Source organism: Mycobacterium paraense (assembly GCF_002101815.1).
Classification (GTDB): Bacteria; Actinomycetota; Actinomycetes; order Mycobacteriales; family Mycobacteriaceae; genus Mycobacterium; species Mycobacterium paraense.
Map to the genome: position 1 here is coordinate 348,883 of NZ_LQPM01000007.1, position 18,135 is coordinate 367,017.

An 18,135-nucleotide genomic window follows, 5' to 3' on the forward strand; every position below is an offset into this window, starting at 1 on the left:
CGGTTAGCGACTCCGCAGGCCCACAAGGCTTTCCGGTTGCACCAACTTCTCCTGGACGCACCTGACCAAATCTGGCCGGGCGGTCGGCCCGACTAGCAGGGCCCGGTCCGGGGCGATACCGGCGGCGCGGGCGGCCGCGATATCGCTGGGCTGATCACCAATCAACATTGACCTGGCCAAGTCAAGGTTCAGGTCGCGCGCCGCGGCAAGAATCAAACCCGGTTTGGGCTTTCGACAGTGGCAATCCCTCTGGGCCGGGTCGGCGGACATCGGGTGGTGGGGGCATACATAGATTGCGTCAATAGCGATCCCACGAGCGCCGAGCGCAGCGAGAAGCAGGCCATGGATAACCATCACCTGTGACTCGGTGGCCCTCTTCTTGCCGATGCTTCCCTGGTTGGTGACGACAACCACTGCGGCACCGACTGTTTGAGCGGCGACGGCCGCTTCGAGGGCGATGTCGATCGGCTCGAAGTCACCAGGCTCGATGACGTACCCGTCGGCGATATGCCGATTCAGGACCCCGTCGCGGTCCAAGAACAGCGCGGGTCGAGGCGACGAATCGGCGTCACGGCGTAGGTAGCGAAGCATGAATCAACCGTTGTTGCCCGACCATCGAGGAGACCGATTCGATCGCACCCTTACCCCCCGGCGATCTCGCGAAAGAAATCGGCGTAGCAATCGGCGTTGGCATCCCAGCTGTGTGGATTGTCAAAGCGCACGCCGACTTTCGTCATGGACTGCAGCATCGCATCGCGCAGTCCGATCGGATCCCCGACTTCGGCGAAGAAGACGCCCTGGTAGTCCTGGCAGGCCTCCAGGAGCGCGGTCACCTTTGTGGTGACCAGAGGAAGCCCCGCCTCCATGGCCAGGTTGACGGGCCCGGACGCCGAGGCACGGCGATAGGGCACGACTATGACGTCGGCTTGCGCGAATAATTCTCTGACGTGCTCCTCGGGAAGAAAACCAAAAAACATCTCGTGGTTGTCGGCACCGGTATTTCGGATGGTCTCCAACGCCTCCTCTGTGCCACCCCAAGGCTCGCCGGCCACCGTGAGATGAGCGCGCACGCCGCTGTTCACCAATAACGAAAAGGCTTCCGCGAGTTCATCGATGCCCTTATACGGACGAATGACACCGAAGAAGAGAAACCTCACCGGGTCCTCGTCGCTCCGCACTCTGTCCTTCGCAGTGGATCTGCCGACGCCGACGTCGTCCAGCGGTCCGGGAAACACCACGGAGAAAGGCAGTCGCCGCAGCGAAGGATAAAATTGCCGCATCACATCGATGTCAGACTTCGAATGAACAACGACCCCGGAGATCAACCGGGCCAGGAGGCGCATCAATAAACGGGCGTATGTGGTGACGAAGGGAACGGCGGCCTCCCCCACGTCCGTTGTTTCATGCATCTCCAGCACCACGCGAGCGCCGAACAATCGAGCGGCCAACGCCACTGCGAGGTAGCTGTGGCCAGTCATGGCCGCCCACCACTGAAGCAGGACGACCTTCGGTCGCCGACGCGCGAGAAACCGGATCGAACGATAGATCGACAGGCCCCAATACCAATCGAGACCCTCACATGTCGGGATGCCGTCGAGGTGGAGGGCCTCGGGACCGTACGTTCCGACTCTGTCCCGTCCGGGATAGAAGCGACGCGGGCACAAATCTCTGATCAGCAGGGCGCTCACGGAATCCCCGCGCCGCGCAATGGCCCTGGCTATCGCGGCGTTGTGATACCCGACGGCAGAGAGGAAACGGGCGCCCGGGCCCACGACCATGACGTCGTCTGATCCACCGCTGATCCCCGCCTGTCGGACCCCGCTCACTTTTGCAGACGGGTTCGCCCCATTGCGCATGTGTGCCGCACTAGAAACCGGGGCCACGCTCACCGGCCCGTGCCGGCCAGAAGCCGGGAATCCGAACTTCGAGCGATGGGAAAGAGGCCGCGTTCCACGAGCGCGAAGATTATGTGACCGCAAAGGATGTGGAGTTCTTGGATCTTGGCGGTTTCGTCGGCCGGCACGTTCAGCTGATATTCGGCGATGCCCATGTCTCGGGGACGATCACCGGTGAAGGACACCGTGACAATGCCCTTGGCCTTCGCCGCCTCGAGTGCCCGCACGACGTTCGCAGAGCGACCCGAGGTCGAAATTCCGATCAGAACGTCCCCTTCGCGGCCGAGCGCTTCGACCTGCCGGGCGAAAACGGTTTCATATCCGTAATCATTGCCGAGCGCGGTGAGGGCCGAAGTGTCGACGGTCAGGGCAAGCCCGGCGGCGGGCGCCCGGTCGTAGTTCTGGCGCCCGACCAACTCTGCGGCCAGGTGCTGCGAATCTGCCGCGGAACCGCCATTTCCGCAGAACATCACCTTCCCGCCCGACCGCAACGATGCGATTATTTGGCAGGAAATGTCCATCAAGGTTTTTTGGTATTGCGGATGTTGCAGGGCGTCCAGGCTGACCCGGGTCTTGGTTAGCTCCCCATCGATGAAAGCGAGCATCTCAGTGTTCACCGCAGCGACCACGCTACCGCTCCTTCCGATACAAAATGTGCTGGCTGTAGCGCCCCGAAGGGCAAGTCACCGAGAGCCCTCATGACCGCTGGCCGTCGGACCGGGTCGGCGAGAAACAGTACGTATCCCCCACCCCCTGCGCCTGACACCTTTCCCGCCAGAGCGCCGGCCGCGAGGGCGACATCAAAGCAATGCTCGATGCGGGGAGTTGAAATGCCCTCGGCGAGTTTCTTTTTCATTCGCCACCCCTGATCGAGAACGCCGGCGAGCTGTACCAGATCCCCCTTGAGAAGGGCCTCCTTCATCGCGATGGCCTCTTCCTTCAGTTCATGGGTGGCTGCGAGTTGCGACGCCGAGCCCGTTGAGATGTAGGTGGTCTGACGCTCGATGATTTCGGCGGACTTGCGCGAAACCCCGGTGTGGAACAGAACAATCGAGGCCTCCAGTTCCCGCAGGGTTGCCTCTTTGATTCGCAGCGGATTGACGACAACCCGTCCGGCAGGCCCGAACTCCATCACATTGAACCCACCGAACGTCGCCGCGTATTGGTCCTGGCTTCCGCCCGCCTGGCCGTAGTCGTTGCGCTCGATCTCGAACGCGAGCCGGGCGACGTCATACTCGCCCAGCGGTAAGGCAAAGAACTCGCGAAACGCCTCCACCACCGAAACGACCAGGGCCGACGACGAGCCCAGGCCGGACCCAGGAGGCGCATCCGACACCGTAGTCAGCCGAACACCCGGCCTGCCCAGATCGAATTCGCGAGTCAGGCGGTCATAGATGGTTTGGTGAAGGGTCAGCGGTGAGGGGCCGGCCGGCTTCGGCCCGGCAGCGGCAGGCTCGGTGACCTCAATATCGGGTGCACGGAACTCAATGGCGCCATCCTGGGTCTCTTCCAGGGTCGAGTAGCAATACCGGTCGATGGTGGCATTCAGGACGATGCCGCCGTAGGTGTCGCAATAGGGCGCCACGTCTGTTCCGCCCCCGGCAAGGCCGATCCGTAGCGGCGCACGCGAACGGACCCGGTGGGCCGGTCGCCGCCTGTCGCGCTCGCACAGACCGCTGTTCGTCTGTAACCAATAGTTGGCCGTCACAGTATGTGCGGGCATTTTTGATCCCTTGGTTAGTCGTTGCCGACGGCGACAGCAGATTCGAGGGCCGCGGGACCGCTCGCGTCGAGGGCTGTCCGCAGGCGGTACCCACCGCCTACCGGCACGCCGTTCGCGACCGTAGGCCTGTTAGGAGCGGTCGTCGAACCGCTCGAGACGTCCGTACCGACTATAGGCACAAATCGAGAGTATACATACTTTTTAAATGTCTAGCAGGGCAATAGCCAACTCTAGGTATCGGCCCTTGCTTGGGTGCTGACACGAACCCGTAGGCCCGCCGTGGCCTCCCGGTCGGCGGTCTCACAGCCTGCTGAGCATGGCACGCACGGCGGGGATGCAGCGGCGCGCGGCCTGCCGTCCGACGCATCGCCGGTCCCGGTCGCGCCCTCGCCGCGGCCGTCTGAGTGGCGCGGATCGAGAGGCCACTAGTCTGCTTTTCGGCTTGTTTCCCGGAAATAGGTATGTAAGGCTACGCTTCCGGGCGTATCGTCGTTGGGTCGGCGCGTTCAGCCGCGGAGCTATGAACTGGGTCGCAATCTATGACAACTTTCGGGATTCGGAATCGGCGAGGAAACCGGGCCGCGCGATGGATCGCGGCCGCGGCCGTCGTACTGAGTGCCTGCTCGACGTCGAACACGCCGGCCGTCCCGCAGGGCGCCTCGACGAACCCGGGCCGGACCGTTGCCACGGCGGCACAGGTTCGGGAAGCCGTCAAGGCGGCCCAAACCATCGACACCCTGCCCGACTCGGTGGGCTTCCTGACCAAAGCTGACTGGCCGTTGGCCAAAGGGCACTTCGACTGCCACCCCGTCGTCGGGGTTCCCGACAACATTGTCGACCCGAAGAGGACAGAGTTCGGAGAGTGCGCGTCCGGCGCTGAGCACGGCAACAAACTCATGGTGGTATTCGGCGATTCGCGCGCTCGGATGTGGGGGGCGGCGCTCGAAGGCATCGCCGCAAAGAACGGCTATCAGCTCCGCACCTTCCTCATGGCGGCTTGTTCGCCTCTCGATCTCCATTTCTTTTCGTACGAGAAGCGCACGCCGGACGCCGATTGCGATGAATTCCGGCCAAGCGCGATCGCCGCGATCCGAAAGCTGCACCCAAATCTTGTCATCGTGACCAGCTTCAGCACCCACATGCTCGCCGACGGCAGCCAGCCGACCCCTGCTCAATGGCAAAAAGGCTGGGAGACAACGCTAAAGGAACTCACCCAACCCGGAACACAACTGGCCATGCTCGGCGACATACCCCACTGGGAAAACGACGACGCACACTGCCTGGCCGGCCACGTCATGGCAGTCCAACAATGCAGCGTGCCCCAATCAGAAGGCATCCCCTCAGGAAACCTCGCCGCCGAAAAAGCCGCGGCCACCACAGCCCACGCCCTCTACATCCCCACCGTGCCCTGGGTATGCGCCGAACGATGCGAACCCGTCATCGCCGACATCCGCGTGTACCAAGACCGATTCCACTTCACCAACGCCTACACCGTCTACCTCACCGGCGCACTCGGTGAGGCACTCCAGCCGGCACTCACCTAGGGGCCGACGATGAACCTTCGCCTGGAACGCGATCGGCTCTGTCACCCGTCAAGACCCCACGAGGCGCGAACCCGTGACACGGCTGTTGGCTGCTAGGCTCCGCCGGGCTCGCAGGACGATCGCCGCATGACGCGCAACATTTCGCGCAGGACGTTTCTGCACGGCGCGAGTGGCGTCGCGGCCGTCGGCGCGCTCTCCGGATCCGTTGGGGCCGCGGCCATCCTGAATGCGCAGAGCTTGAGCGATCCGGGCATCTCTCCGGGCGCCAAGTTTCGTGGGGTCAACCTCGTCAACAGCTTCACTCGGACCACAGCCGCCGACGGCAACGACATCTGGGCTTCGCTTTGGGGTGTCTGGGATTGGCACGGTCTCATTGCGCCGCAATTGGAAGACATCGCCACGATCGCGAATGCGGTCCGGGTCTTCGGTAATACGCTGGTCATGGCGTTAGAAAGCATCACCCTCGCCCAGTACCTCGCCCGATGGCAACAGCTCCTCGACCACGCCCAATCGCTCGGGCTCCTCGTCTACGCCTGCGGCGGGGATCTGGGTCATTGGGGCCGGTACACGTGGGCGCAATCCACCGAGACCTACAGCCAGCTCGCGCAACTGCTGAAGAGCTACCCCAACGTCATCGGTGTCGACATCGTCAACGAGGCGTCGCAGCCACTGCTGCCGGTGGGCTGGACGTACAACCAGCCAGAACCGGTCGCCGAAATGCTGACCGAGTTGGGCAACGTCGTTCGGTCGGTCGGACTTCCCATCACCTATTCCCGCAGCGTGACGACGAGGAGCGCATGGACGCAGGACTACTTCACCGACTACCTGGGCGATTTTCTCGACTTCCACGTCTACTACCTGCCGCAGGCCACGGACTCGCTCCAGGCGTACGGAGGACCGACCAGCGCCAACAAAAGGATGATCATCGGCGAATTCGGCATCACCAATACGTCGTCACCCGAGGAGCGCGCCGCCTACTACAACGCGGTGCGCGTGATGATCGACAACGATCCCCGCTGTATGGGCGCGCTGGCTTGGTCCGCCTACGACTTCGGGACGACGAAAGACATGCAGACAGGCCTGTTCGACCAACGGCGGCAGTTGCGCCAAGACATCGGCCAGCCGTTCTCCACGTTCCCGGTCCGGTTAGGCCATTGATCGTCAAAGTCGTAGTGCGCCAAGCATTGTCATCGGCGTGCGGCGCGCGCGGCGGTTTTGGACGTCGCCCACATCCAGCCCGGTTGCGCGCAGCCTCTCGCCCGTGACTGGCAAACTGCACTCATGACAGCTGCACGCCGGGTGATCTTGGTGGCGTCGCTGGTGGCCACCACCGGACTGACACTCGTGCTGGGTGTGACCGATCCGTTCCCGCCCGCGAGCTATCCCACCCGGTTCTTCGTGTGGAATCTGGCGTTGGCATGGATTCCGGTGCTCTTCGCGGCCGCGTTCGGCGTGGTGCGCCGACGGATCTGGTTGGTCCCGGTCGGGCTGCTGTGGCTGGCGTTCCTGCCCAATGCCCCGTATCTGATGACCGACCTCGTGCACCTGCGTCGCGACGTCGAAATGTGGCGGCATGTCATGCAATACGGGGTTGCCGCATGGACCGGCGTCATCCTCGGCGTGGTGTCGGTGCATCTGGTGTGTCGGCGAATTGAGCGGGACTTCGGCGCTTTGACCGGGTGGATCGCGGTAGTCGTCTCGATCGGCTTGTGCGCTGTCGGCGTGGTGATCGGTCGGTTTCAGCGCTGGAACTCATGGGATTTGGTCACGCAGCCGGGCGCCGTGGCGGCGACGACGCTCGATTGGGTGCGTTCGCCGCTGACCTACGTCCAGCCGACCGGTTTGGCGCTGGCCGTCGGGGCCTTGTTCGGGCTGGCCTACCTGACGCTATGGTCCCTTTGGCCACCACGCGCCGCGGTGCCCGCGGACGAGTCCGCGCCGGACGCCATCGGGCCTGACCTGGTGTGACGGTGGCGGGCACACTGCCCTGATGCGGCGGCGTTGAGCCGTAGGCCCCCGGGTGTTGGCTTACCGCTCGCCGCGCGATATCGCCCGCGGTCGGCGCGTACCCCAAGAAACCATTGGTTTGCGATTCGGCACTATTTGAGACAAAATGAATGTACTGTGAGCGTTTAAGCGCATCATCGGTATATGCGCGCAGGGCCCGGACTCACGGGCCGCGGTGACCGACGGACCACCTGTGGTCCCCTGCTTACCCTGGGAGGAGCAGATGCCGTTCGTGATCACGCGGCCGCGGATGCCGGCACAGACGACCGAAAATCCGGAGCGGCATCCGGCCACAAGTCCCTCGCCGGCGAAGTCCATTCCGCGAGCGCGATGACGCACAGGGCGACGGCAAACTGCGACGCGGTGGTCGCATCGCTGGATGCCGCCGTCGACCGTCGATCGCGAGCCCCCGATACAAACCCGCCGGCGAAGCCTCACGGCGATCGGTTCCGACCGGACATCGAGGGGATGCGCGCCGTCGCGATCGGACTCGTGCTCTTGTTTCACGGCTACGGTAAACCCTTCACCGGCGGGTTCGCCGGTGTGGACGTCTTTTTCGTCATTTCCGGATTCTTGATCACGGGCCTGCTCCTCCACGAGCAGGTCAACGATGGCCGAATCTCCCTCTGGCGCTTCTACGCCCGGCGAGTGCGGCGCATCCTTCCGGCGGCAGCCCTCACCGTGCTCGTCACCGTCTTCGCGACCTATCACCTGCTCGGCTTCATCTCCGGCAACGAAGTCGCCAACGACGCGAAATGGACAGCCGTGTTCGCCGCGAACATCCACTTCGCGTTGCTGGGAACCGATTACCTCGGATCGCGACTGCCACCTTCCCCCCTGGAGCACATGTGGTCGCTCGGCGTCGAGGAGCAGTTCTACCTCGCCTGGCCGACCCTGTTTCTGTTGGTGGCCGTCATCGTTCGCCTGTCGAAGCACCGCGATGTGCGGGCCGTGCTCACCGCCTCGCTGCTGGTGGTCGTCGGCGCCTCCCTTGCGTGGTCGGTTCTTCAGACGTCGTCGAATGCGACTTGGGCATACTTTTCTCCGCTGACCCGCGCCTGGGAGCTCGCTCTGGGAGCCCTGATCGCAGTGCTCGGACCCGTGGTGTCACGAGCACCTCGGTCGGTCCACCAGGCTACGGCGCTGTTGGGCTTGGCCGGGATCGCAGCCAGCGCAGTGCTTTTGAACTCATCGACGCCGTATCCCGGCTGCGCGGTGGCCCTCCCGGCGGTCAGCAGCGCGATGCTGATCTGGGCCGGATGCGGCAATCCGCAGACGGCCGTCGGCCGCGTTCTGTCCGTCCGCCCGATGCAGTGGTTAGGGGCGCGATCGTATTCGCTTTATCTGTGGCATTGGCCGATCCTCGTGATCGCCGCCCGGTATGCCGGGCACCATCTCAGTCTGTGGCAAAACTCGGGGTTGCTCCTGGCTGCGGTCGCGGCGTCGGCAATCACGTTTCGGCTGATAGAGAATCCCGTGCGCAACTCCCCCATCCTGAGGTCTCGTACGCAATTGACTCTGGCGATCGGCGTGGCCCTGACGCTGGTGACAATCGGGATAGCACAGCGGCAGATTGCGTCGCACGACGGAACCTGGACCACACGCTCACCGCAATCGCCACCAGCGGGGCAGGCGCAGGTCCTGGAAGCCGTCAAGGCGGCCCAACACCTCCAAGTCCTGCCCAACGCCGTGGCGGCGTCGCTGACCAAACCTGACCTGGCAAAGGTCACGGGACGCTTCGACTGCTACCAGATCGCGCTTCCCCCCGATTTCGTCGACTTCTCCAAGTCGGAGTTGGGGCATGAATTCGGGCAGTGCGCGGCCGGGTCTGAGCACGGCAGCAAGCTCATGGTCACATTCGGAGATTCCCGCGCATGGATGTGGGGGGCGGCGCTCGAGGGCGTGGCGGCGAAGTACGGCTATAAGTTGCGCACGTTCTACATGAACAGCTGTCCGGCCCTGGATCTCCATTTCATGTCGTATCAGACCCAGGCGCCGAACGACGAGTGCTATCAGTTCCATCGAAGCGCAGTAGCCGCGATTCGAAGCCTGCATCCGGATCTGGTGATCACGACCGGTGCCAGCTTGCAGATGCTTGCCGACGGCAGCCAGCCGGCCGCCGCTCAGTGGCAGCAGGGCTGGGCCTCGACTTTCCGGGAACTGGCCCAACCCGGAACCCGGTTCGCGATGCTCGGCGACATTCCGTCGTGGGAGCAAGACGACGCGCACTGCCTGGCGGCACATGTCACGGCGGTTCAAGAGTGCAGCGTGCCGAGATCTCAGGGCACCCCGTCGGGAAATCTCGACGCCGAGCAAACCGCCGCGACGGCCGCCGGGGCGCTGTACGTGCCGACGGTGCCGTGGGTGTGCGCGGATCGCTGCGAGCCCGTCATCGCCGACATACGCGTGTATTACGAGCGGTTCCACTTCACCAAATCGTATGCGGCTTATCTGACCGGCGCAGTCGGTGAGGCCCTGGAACCGGCGTTTGCCTAGGTCGGGAGACATCGGATGAGGATCTTCGAGGCAACGGACTGCTACCCGCCCCCGCTGGTCGGGGGCCGTGATCTCGCCGTGCAGTTGCTCTCTCGGGAGCTGGCGCGCCGGGGTCACGAAGTCGACGTCTTGACGTTGGCCGGGCCGAAGGGCCCGCGCACCGAGCGCGACGGCGACGTACGAGTACACCGGATGGCCGGGTGGGGGCGCGTCCTCAATTCGCTCTATGTCGACCCCGAAAAACCCTTCCACCCAACGCTTCCCGATCCGGGCCTGGTCCGCGCGATCGCCCGGCTGATCGAGGAGCGGCAGCCGGATATCGTCCACGTGCACTCCTGGCTGTTGTACTCGCTGCTGCCACTGCTGCCGTCGGCGAAAACGCGGCTGGTGGTTTGGTTGCACGATTACGGCTTCGTCTGCCCCAGGGTCGGGTATGTCCACCGCGGCAGCGTGTGCACGGGCCCCGCGTACACGAAGTGCCTCTCGTGCTCACGCGAGCAATACGGCGCGGCAAAGGGTTTCGCGCTCACCACCGGGCTGGCGGCGATGAAGCCGTGGCGCGGGCGTGTCGATCGCTACGTCGCGAACAGCCGATTCGTCGCTGACGCCTCGGCCCCGTTGGTGGCCGGTCGCGGCCAGAGCATAGACGTAATCCCGCCATTCGTTCCCGACGAGGCATTTCATGCCGCACGAGGACCACGTCCGGCCTTCGTGCCCCCCGAAGGCGACTACCTCATGTTCGCCGGCGCACTCGGACCCCACAAAGGCATCGACGTCCTGCTGGAGGCGTGGTCAGGCCTTCGAAACAGGCCACCGTTGGTCTTGGCCGGAATCCGGCGATTCGACACCCCGACCTCGTTTCCCCCCGGCGTCATCGTCGCCGACGATGTCCTCCCTCGCGAGGAGGTTCTGCGCGCCTGGGGCCATTGCCTTGCCGCCGTGGTGCCATCGGTGTGGCCGGAGCCCTTCGGCTTGGTCGCCGCGGAGGCGATGGCGGCGGGTAAGCCGGTGGTGGCGTCGGCGGTCGGCGGGTTGGCCGAGCTGGTCCAGGACGGCATTACCGGGATCCAGGTGCCGCCGGGCGACGTTGCGGCATTGCGCAACGCGCTCGAGCGCATCGTCGCCGACGCGCCCTTGCGCGCCCGATTGGGAGAGGCGGGTCGCGACCGGGCAATCGCGTACTCCTCGGACGTGGTCGTGGGGGCGTGGGAACGGATGTTCCACGACGTGCTCGAAACGCGAACCCCTGGCTCGCGGACGCGAGTGCCCGAATGAAGACCGCGAGTGTGACCGTGAACCGGGGTGCGGTTCGCGTTCGAGACGCCACAGATGCTCACCGCCGACATCTGTTCCAACGCCGGCGGAGCGGAGCGGCGGCCGACAACTGAACACGCTTGCACAACGACGAAAGCCCATCACCCATCTCCAACGAGGAGGAACAAAACCGTGGACGTCCTGAGCGACAACCTTGCGACAACGAATCACGCTCCAATACCGTCGATTTACGCGCCACCCCGAACCGTCACGGACCCCGAGTCATGCTTCTTCTACCACACCATCGACATCCCGGGTTACGGCACGATGAACGGCGAATGGGATTTGAGAAAGGGGGTCGACCGCTATCTCGGCGGGGTCGACCTCGCCGGAAAACGAGTGCTCGAGATGGGAACCGCGAACGGGTTCCTCTGCTTTGAGATGGAGCGGCGCGGGGCGGACGTCGTCGGGGTCGACCTGTCCGAGGAACAGTCCTGGGACATCGTTCCGTTCGCCAGATCTGATGCGCGAGAAGATGACTCGGCCCGCAAAGCGCACATGCGCAAGATCAACAACGCCTGGTGGCTGGCGCATGGCGCTTTCAATTCCCGGGCCAAAGTTGTATATACGTCCGCCTATTCGGTTCCCGAGGAGATCGGGGCGGTCGATGTCGCGACCTTCGGCTCGATCCTGCTGCACCTTCGCGACCCCTTCCAGGCGTTGTGGAATGCATGCCGCCTCACCCGGGAAACGGTCATCGTCACCGACATCCTGTCTCCGCGAGACGTGTTTCCGCTCAAGATGCTCGACATGTTCCAGCGCCCGGCCATGCGCTTCAAGCCGAACCCCAAGACGGGAAGGCCCGACGAAACGTGGTGGACGCTGAGCCCCAAACTTGTCAAGCGGTTGATCGGGGCGCTGGGTTTCGAATCATCGACTGTCACCTATCACCAACAGCTCTCCACCCGGCATCGGGTGACCTTGCCGGTACCGCTCTACACCGTCGTCGGACACCGAACTGCGGGGCGCGCGCTCGGCGAAAGATGATCGACGGGAGAGTCAGCGACGCTCGAAAGCGGCGTGATGCGGCAGGGCCCGTGCCCGACCTGACGGCTCTGCCGCGCCCCCTTGGGGAACCCGACGCGACGACGGTCAACCCCGCGGGTCGGCCGGCTTTCCGTCGAACGAGAAGTTGAGAACCACCACGGATGACCGGCCATCGTTCTCCGCGCTCGGCTGCGACCTTGCGGTCCGTGCCGGGTTGTTCGGCCGTTGCGCCCCACGTTGTTCGGCGGCGACGCCTCCGGTGATCTGTGCGAGCTTTTCGTTCAGCCAAGCGCGGGGCTCCCAGACGGCGGCGCCCGGACTCAAACGGTACAGTCCGCCCAGCGACAGCAATACCGTCAAGCCGCCCAACAACTGCCCAAAAGGCTGCCGGGAGAAACCCATTGGCATCGCCGCGAGAAGCACCACCGCGCAGGTCGCCAGAGCGATGCTGATACCTACGCTCGCAAGTAGCCGCTCCACCCATGATTGCCATTCGGGCAGTGCAGCGCAGATGACGGACAAACCCGGGACAACGAACACCATCAGCAGCCCCAGCACCAGCTGAATCGCTTGCGGGACGCGTACCGGCCCCGCGTAACCGGTCGCCGCGTTCATGCCGGCGCACCCGACGGCGAACGACGTGTAAAACCACAACCGGCGAGCGCGTGGCGTCATGGCTGACTGGCCTGGGTGCGGCATGGCAAGGCTCATGAACAGGCACCGCTTTCGATGCGGGTGGCGTCATAGATCTGGATGGGTCCCGCATCGTAGATCAACTGGATGCAGGGGTCGGCCGAGAACTTCTCGAGGGCCTTCGCCGGGAACGGATGGCTTTGGTGGCCGGCCTCGGGTTCCTGGGTGTGCACATAGTGGTCGGCCAGGTTCGGAATGCTCAGCGTCATACGCCAATTGACCAATATGTAGCGCATGCGCAGGTCTTTGATGTCCTGCACGATCGCGCTGTCGATCGATTCGGAAAAGAAGACGGGCCAGAGTCTGCGCGAGTCGGCCAGGTCTTGATCCCCATACGTTGCGAGCGCCCACGAATCCATGTCGTTGGCGCCGAACATGTTGTTCGGCCCCAGATTCTGCAGAGCCCATATCGAAGCGGCGATGACGTCGGGCTGTAGCGACCTCTCGTAGCCGTGCGGTTTCGTTCCCTCGGGGAGCCGCTCGAAGAACCGGGTGCCCACGGTCACGTTACCGACGAACACCACGGTGATGAGGGCGGCGGCAATCGCGGTAGGAAGCAACGAGTCCCGCCACGCCTTTCCAATCACGTCGGCCATGCCGCCCGTTCGGTTTTCGTCGCGAGGCCCATCACGTCCGGCGCGCCGGAACACCCGCGACTCGTACCAGCTCGATGCCGCCGCGCTGAACAGCAGGCCGAAAACGCAGCCGAGGCCGGTGTAGACATACTCCGAGGACCGGCCCGATACGGCGACACCGTTCGGAGCGAACCGCGGCACCAGGCTGATCGGGAAGGCGATCGCCAGCACCGTGGCAACCGCCACGGGTGCCCGGCGACAAGACCACCGCGCGCGCAGCAGCGCGACCGGCAGGACCGCCAGGATCACCAGCACCGCCGCGTAACCCGCCATGGGCTCCCAAGCCGGTGGCGCCATGGCGATGATGTGATACAGCTTGCGCGGAGCGGTGGTCCCGCGGATGACGTTGACCGTACTCTGCAGGGCCGGAAGAAGATTGCCCGTGATCAGGTACGCCGCGGCCGGACGCGCCACGACGAAGAACCACGTGAACGTCACGCAGCAAGCCACCAACGCGAGGAATCCGACCCGCCGTCGCGCCGCTTTCGCCGCGCGGGAGCCGACATGCTCGGCGAACCACCAGGCTACGAGCAGCCCCGACAGGCCGAACCCGACCACATGGTGGGTGACGGTCACCGCGACTATGCCCACCACCGCGACGACGATGGACGTGATGCCGCCGCGATTGCGTGTCCGCCCCACCCACCAGACCACGAACGCGGCCAGGGGAACCGCGAGGTTCCCGTAGGTGAACGTCGAGCACCAGAACAGAAACATGGGGTTGGCTATGTAGACCAGGCTGGCGACCGCCGCTCCCCGTCCCGAACGCGTCACGCTCTCGAAGATGAGGTAGAAGAAAGCGCACACCAAAACGCGTGCAACGCCCATGATCACCAGGCCCGCGGCGAACAGGCTCAGTCCGGTGAGCTCCACCACTCCGGCGGTGAGCGCCGCCAGTCCCGGGTAGTAAGCGGCCGTGTCCAGCAGCGGGTTCCACGTGAAGAGGTGACCCTTGCTGATGATCGCGTGGGTATTGCGCACATGGACGTACTCGTCGACGAAGGTGAAGTCGTAGGGCGAACCCAAGACCTTCACCAGGTAAAGAGCCAGCCCGAGGAAGACGATCAGCGTCAGCCGCTCCAGCGGATTGACATCACGCGCCAGCGCGCGCATCGCGATCGGAACGAAGATCAGCAGCACCCCGACCCAAAACAGCGCATATGTTGGGATGGAGGTGTTTTCGTGCCGATTGGCTTGGTCGGCCAGCGCGAGGGCGCCGAGCCCGGCGGTGCTGCACAGAACGATCGCAGCCATCCACCCAAAAGCGAATCGAGCTGACCGCGGTTCCTCGTCGGCCAGCTGCTTCGAAAGCCGTTCCGCCGCAGCCGAAGTCCTCGTCCGGCCGTCGCTGATCGGTCGGGCGTTGCGCGCTCCTCCGGAGCGGATGGGTCCGGGATCCAACCCACGGGGGATGGTGGCGACGCCGCCGGAAGCGCTCACGACGAATTCGCGCTGGGTCGTCACCGAGTCTCCTGGCCGCTGTGCGCCCGAGCGCCCGATACCCGTCTACGCCAGTCGACGACGACATAGGCGCAGCCACACAGCTGCGTCGCCAGGAACGCGTAACCCACCGCGCTGATGCCGATCACGGGCAGCAGGAACCACGAAATCACCACCGTTCCGATGCCGATTCCGACCAGCAGCGATGCGGCGGCGACAAGCCGTGCTTCGGCGCGCAGCACCCCGACGTACACGTGCACCACCGCGTCCGGGATCGAGGCCAACACGACCAGCCTCAGCAGCCCGACCGCATGGCCGCTGTAGGAATGACCGAAGGCCGACAACATCGTGCCACCCAGAACGAGGATCGCCACCAGGCCGGGCACCATGATCGCGCCCATGATCTTGAACGCCGACCGGGCCAGCGCGCCGAGCTCTTCGGGCCGATGCATCCCCTCGGCGAACAAATTGTTCGAGAACGCGGGCGCGATGACGAGGAAGAGCGCCGCCAACATCCAGGTCGTGTAGAAGTAGGCGTTCTCGCTCGCAGAGAGTCGCACGGTCACGATCAGCGGGAGCAGATACGTCAACAGCCCCGCGCCGAGTCCGATCAGTTGGTGGAGCGTGACGCGCGAACGAAACCCCCGAGCGGTCCGGATCAGGACCGAGAACCCGGGGGGTCGCGCAACGCCGATATGGCGGACGAGCAGCACCACACCGGTACCCAGGCCCACCGCGGCCGCAAGTCCCCATGCCCCGAGCAGGCGCACGGCATCCGGTCCGAAGGCGAGCGCCATGAGCCCGAGCAGGAGGACCTTCACGACGCCGACAGAAAAGTTGCGCGTGAACGCGTAATTCGCTTTGCGCTCGGCGAGAAAGACGCAGTCGAGCGTGGTGCCGACGGTCAGGGCGACGGTGCCGACCGCGAACGCCGCCGCGAAGCCCACGCCGCGCAGCGCCGCCAGTTCCGGGGAGATCAGCGGAAGCACCGCAACGCCGGCCGCACACAGCGCCGCGGCAAAGAACGTCACCGTCGCCATTCCCGCCCAGAACGTGGCAGACCACTGGGTGTGCTTATCCTGCCGAGGAAGCGACTGGATGAGCATCCCGCCGACGCCGAGGCAGGACAACATCAGCACGATGCTGGTGGTCGACGTGGCCGCGGCCGTCAGCCCGATTGTCGCGGGACTGTAGGAATGCGCTGCCAGCAGCCAGAACACGTACCCGAAGGCCGAGTTCACCACCTGAGTGGCGGTACTGAACACGCCGTTGCGGAGGAGCGAGTCGCTGCGGGCCCGGCCGACGAGTCCGCGCGCCCAGTCGATGCGCGCCCTCAGGTCCGGTCGCCGAGCCAACTCGGGCGCGCGCCATGGGTGCGGGAGTTCGAGGTGGCTGATCAGCGAATCCTTCGGGATGTCAGCGGATTGAGGGATCCCGGTCATGAACCCTCACCCCCACCCCGGTTGTCCCGCCGGCACGCGGAGTGCGAGCGTGCGCGTATACCATTGATGCACCTCGACTCCTAGTTTGCATACTATTAGACGATAATTTAAGCAGATAGCCAACGTTTAGTTTAGGAAATGCGCGATGCATCGGCATCCCGGAGACGATGCCCCGGGCGAGGTGGCGGATCCCGGGCCGCCACCCGGCCGGGCGCGGAGCGCGCTCGGTCCCGGCCGGTGGCGAAGCCCGGTCAGGGGCCCGTGGCTCACCTCGGTGTTCGGTTTGGTCCTGCTCATCGGGATCCCGATCGAATTCCTCACGGGGCTCGCGTCGTACGCCGCCTACAACCCCGGATTCCGCTCCAACGACCCGAACCCGAAGCACGGCTTGTTCGGGCTGTACCTGTTCGACTGGCTCACGTCGCCCGGTTGGGTCTACCGGCTCACCGAGGGCGTCCACGTCATGCTGGGTCTCGCGCTCGTGCCGGTGGTCCTCGCAAAGCTCTGGTCGGTGATGCCGAAGCTTTTCGCCTGGCCGCGCCGGCCCTCGGTGGCCCAGGTCCTCGAGCGGGCCAGCCTCATCCTCGTGGTCGGCGGCGTCGCGGTGGAGATGACCACCGGAATTCTGAACATCGACTACCTCACGACGATCAACTTCTACAGCGCCCACTTCTTCGGCGCCTGGGCTTTCATCGCCGGCTTCGTCGTCCACGTCTGCCTGAAATTCGGAGACATGTTGACCGCGCTGCGCTCCCGGCGGTTACGCACCGAGCTGCGGACCGGGCTGGCTGAGACGCGACCGGAGGAGGCGGACGACGGCCTCGTCCCCCTCGAGCCGGCCGCTCCCACGATCTCGCGGCGAGGGATCCTCGCCCTCGTCGGCGGCACGTCGCTCGTCGTGGTTCTGTCGAACGCCGGGGACACCATCGGCGGCTTCACGCGCCGGTTCGCCGTCTTCGGGACCCACTATCGGTCGAATGGCCCTGCAGGGAACGACTTCCCGGTGAATCACACGGCCGCCGCGCGGCGGATCGCCGCCTCGCAGACCGGGCCGGACTGGCGGCTGGTCGTCACGGGAACGCAACGGCTGTCGGTCAGCAGGACACAGCTGACCAGCATGCGGTTGACCAGCGCGGCCATGCCGATCGCCTGCACAGAAGGCTGGTCGACGACGCAGACCTGGACCGGTGTCCCCCTCGCCGACCTGGCCCGACTCGCCGGCATCGAACGGCCGGGTTCCGCCCGGATCGAGTCCCTCGACTCTTTGACGGTGATGCTCTCGGCCGTCCAAATCGGCGCTGCCGACGCGATGCTGGCTTTGCGCGTCAACGGAGCCGACCTCTCCCCCGATCACGGATTCCCGGCCAGGGTCATGGTTCCGGCAGCGCCCGGTACTCACAACTTGAAGTGGATCAAGCGGATCGCGTTCTCGGAGGCGAGCTGAGATGCAGTGGCTCCGCCACCGCTACGGGGCCGGCCCGCTGAATCTCGTCGGCCTGCTCGCCTGCTTCGCCGTCGCCGCCTACGCCGCGACGCGGGTGCTGCAGGAAGGAGGATGGGCCGCGGTATTCCTGTGGTTCATCTTGTGCGTCGTCGCCCACGACCTGATCGGTTGGCCGGTCTACGCGTGGGTCGACCGCAGATTGCAACGCGCCGAAAGCCGGCAGGCCGCCACACGAGGGCTGCTGGTCCCGTGGATCAACCACGTCCGCGCTCCGGCCTTCATCTCGGGTGTGCTCTTCGCTATCGCGTTCCCGCTGATCTTCCGGCTGTCCGACGCGGACTACCAGGCGACCACCGGCTTCACGGAGGACGTCTACCTGTTCAACTGGGTCGGTGTCAGCGCGCTGCTGTTCGCGGTTTCCGGCGCGCTGTACGCGGGTCGGTGGGCGCTGGCTCGCCGGCGTCGCGGCGACGCAAGTTACAAACCGGCCATACAATAACCTGGCCTTGATACCG

The 18,135-nt window shown here is 64.9% G+C and carries 15 protein-coding genes; 8 read left to right on the top strand and 7 right to left on the bottom strand.

Annotation, left to right across the window (positions count from 1 at the left end; translation table 11 throughout):
- Nucleotides 1-3: 3 nt before the first annotated feature.
- The 4 genes from AWB89_RS06595 to AWB89_RS06610 form a co-directional block, all read right to left on the bottom strand.
- Nucleotides 4-591 carry an HAD-IIIA family hydrolase gene (locus AWB89_RS06595; RefSeq protein ID WP_085172342.1) on the bottom strand — a complete coding sequence of 196 codons (588 nt, stop codon included), beginning with the start codon at nucleotides 589-591 and terminating at the stop codon, nucleotides 4-6.
- Between the two features lie 50 nt (nucleotides 592-641).
- Nucleotides 642-1,688 (bottom strand): glycosyltransferase family 4 protein, encoded by a 1,047-nt coding sequence (locus AWB89_RS06600; protein WP_158089807.1) that lies wholly within the window; start codon nucleotides 1,686-1,688, stop codon nucleotides 642-644.
- 197 nt (nucleotides 1,689-1,885) lie between these two features.
- Nucleotides 1,886-2,524, bottom strand: a complete 639-nt coding sequence (locus AWB89_RS06605) for an SIS domain-containing protein (protein WP_206601243.1) — start codon at nucleotides 2,522-2,524, stop codon at nucleotides 1,886-1,888.
- Nucleotides 2,509-3,603, bottom strand: a complete 1,095-nt coding sequence (locus tag AWB89_RS06610) for a GHMP family kinase ATP-binding protein (protein WP_158089808.1) — start codon at nucleotides 3,601-3,603, stop codon at nucleotides 2,509-2,511. The genes AWB89_RS06605 and AWB89_RS06610 overlap by 16 nt, the downstream gene beginning before the upstream one ends.
- A gap of 554 nt (nucleotides 3,604-4,157) precedes the next feature.
- On the opposite strand from AWB89_RS06610, the gene AWB89_RS06615 reads away from it, so the two are divergent.
- The 6 genes from AWB89_RS06615 (at nucleotide 4,158) to AWB89_RS06640 (ending at nucleotide 11,966) form a co-directional block, all read left to right on the top strand.
- Nucleotides 4,158-5,162: an SGNH hydrolase domain-containing protein gene (locus tag AWB89_RS06615; RefSeq protein WP_085172346.1), complete on the top strand. Its 1,005-nt coding sequence runs from the start codon at nucleotides 4,158-4,160 to the stop codon at nucleotides 5,160-5,162.
- A 126-nt stretch (nucleotides 5,163-5,288) separates the two neighbouring features.
- Nucleotides 5,289-6,320: a hypothetical protein gene (locus tag AWB89_RS06620; RefSeq protein WP_085172348.1), complete on the top strand. Its 1,032-nt coding sequence runs from the start codon at nucleotides 5,289-5,291 to the stop codon at nucleotides 6,318-6,320.
- A 123-nt stretch (nucleotides 6,321-6,443) separates the two neighbouring features.
- The gene (locus AWB89_RS06625; RefSeq protein WP_085172350.1) at nucleotides 6,444-7,130 is read left to right on the top strand and encodes a DUF1361 domain-containing protein; all 687 of its coding nucleotides are present in this window, start codon (nucleotides 6,444-6,446) and stop codon (nucleotides 7,128-7,130) included.
- A 402-nt stretch (nucleotides 7,131-7,532) separates the two neighbouring features.
- The gene (locus tag AWB89_RS06630; protein WP_241520436.1) at nucleotides 7,533-9,665 is read left to right on the top strand and encodes an acyltransferase family protein; all 2,133 of its coding nucleotides are present in this window, start codon (nucleotides 7,533-7,535) and stop codon (nucleotides 9,663-9,665) included.
- Between the two features lie 15 nt (nucleotides 9,666-9,680).
- Nucleotides 9,681-10,940, top strand: coding sequence for a glycosyltransferase family 4 protein (locus AWB89_RS06635; RefSeq protein WP_085172354.1), 1,260 nt, complete (start codon nucleotides 9,681-9,683; stop codon nucleotides 10,938-10,940).
- A 171-nt stretch (nucleotides 10,941-11,111) separates the two neighbouring features.
- Complete coding sequence (locus AWB89_RS06640; RefSeq protein WP_158089809.1) at nucleotides 11,112-11,966, top strand: class I SAM-dependent methyltransferase; 855 nt, start codon at nucleotides 11,112-11,114, stop codon at nucleotides 11,964-11,966.
- 105 nt (nucleotides 11,967-12,071) lie between these two features.
- Here the strand turns inward: AWB89_RS06640 and AWB89_RS06645 are convergent, their stop codons facing one another.
- The 3 genes from AWB89_RS06645 to AWB89_RS06655 form a co-directional block, all read right to left on the bottom strand.
- A complete protein-coding gene (locus tag AWB89_RS06645; RefSeq protein ID WP_085099086.1) occupies nucleotides 12,072-12,677 on the bottom strand; it encodes a DUF1616 domain-containing protein in 606 nt (201 codons plus the stop codon).
- Nucleotides 12,674-14,548 (bottom strand): hypothetical protein, encoded by a 1,875-nt coding sequence (locus AWB89_RS06650; protein ID WP_085172357.1) that lies wholly within the window; start codon nucleotides 14,546-14,548, stop codon nucleotides 12,674-12,676. The genes AWB89_RS06645 and AWB89_RS06650 overlap by 4 nt, the downstream gene beginning before the upstream one ends.
- Before the next feature lie 206 nt (nucleotides 14,549-14,754).
- Complete coding sequence (locus AWB89_RS06655) at nucleotides 14,755-16,176, bottom strand: lipopolysaccharide biosynthesis protein (RefSeq protein ID WP_085172359.1); 1,422 nt, start codon at nucleotides 16,174-16,176, stop codon at nucleotides 14,755-14,757.
- Between the two features lie 145 nt (nucleotides 16,177-16,321).
- On the opposite strand from AWB89_RS06655, the gene AWB89_RS06660 reads away from it, so the two are divergent.
- Both AWB89_RS06660 and AWB89_RS06665 read left to right on the top strand, forming a co-directional pair.
- Complete coding sequence (locus AWB89_RS06660; protein ID WP_085172361.1) at nucleotides 16,322-17,620, top strand: molybdopterin-dependent oxidoreductase; 1,299 nt, start codon at nucleotides 16,322-16,324, stop codon at nucleotides 17,618-17,620.
- Between the two features lies 1 nt (nucleotide 17,621).
- The gene (locus AWB89_RS06665; protein WP_085172363.1) at nucleotides 17,622-18,119 is read left to right on the top strand and encodes a hypothetical protein; all 498 of its coding nucleotides are present in this window, start codon (nucleotides 17,622-17,624) and stop codon (nucleotides 18,117-18,119) included.
- Nucleotides 18,120-18,135 lie beyond the last annotated feature (16 nt).

Bases quoted from the DNA above. Each gene is read 5' to 3' on its own strand.
- AWB89_RS06595 (WP_085172342.1), bottom strand. From the start codon at position 591: ATGCTTCGCTACCTACGCCGTGACGCCGATTCGTCGCCTCGACCCGCG.
- AWB89_RS06665 (WP_085172363.1), top strand. From the start codon at position 17,622: ATGCAGTGGCTCCGCCACCGCTACGGGGCCGGCCCGCTGAATCTCGTC.
- AWB89_RS06650 (WP_085172357.1), bottom strand. From the start codon at position 14,548: ATGGCTGCGATCGTTCTGTGCAGCACCGCCGGGCTCGGCGCCCTCGCG.
- AWB89_RS06660 (WP_085172361.1), top strand. From the start codon at position 16,322: ATGCATCGGCATCCCGGAGACGATGCCCCGGGCGAGGTGGCGGATCCC.
- AWB89_RS06645 (WP_085099086.1), bottom strand. From the start codon at position 12,677: ATGAGCCTTGCCATGCCGCACCCAGGCCAGTCAGCCATGACGCCACGC.
- AWB89_RS06615 (WP_085172346.1), top strand. From the start codon at position 4,158: ATGACAACTTTCGGGATTCGGAATCGGCGAGGAAACCGGGCCGCGCGA.
- AWB89_RS06635 (WP_085172354.1), top strand. From the start codon at position 9,681: ATGAGGATCTTCGAGGCAACGGACTGCTACCCGCCCCCGCTGGTCGGG.
- AWB89_RS06620 (WP_085172348.1), top strand. From the start codon at position 5,289: ATGACGCGCAACATTTCGCGCAGGACGTTTCTGCACGGCGCGAGTGGC.
- AWB89_RS06655 (WP_085172359.1), bottom strand. From the start codon at position 16,176: ATGACCGGGATCCCTCAATCCGCTGACATCCCGAAGGATTCGCTGATC.
- AWB89_RS06625 (WP_085172350.1), top strand. From the start codon at position 6,444: ATGACAGCTGCACGCCGGGTGATCTTGGTGGCGTCGCTGGTGGCCACC.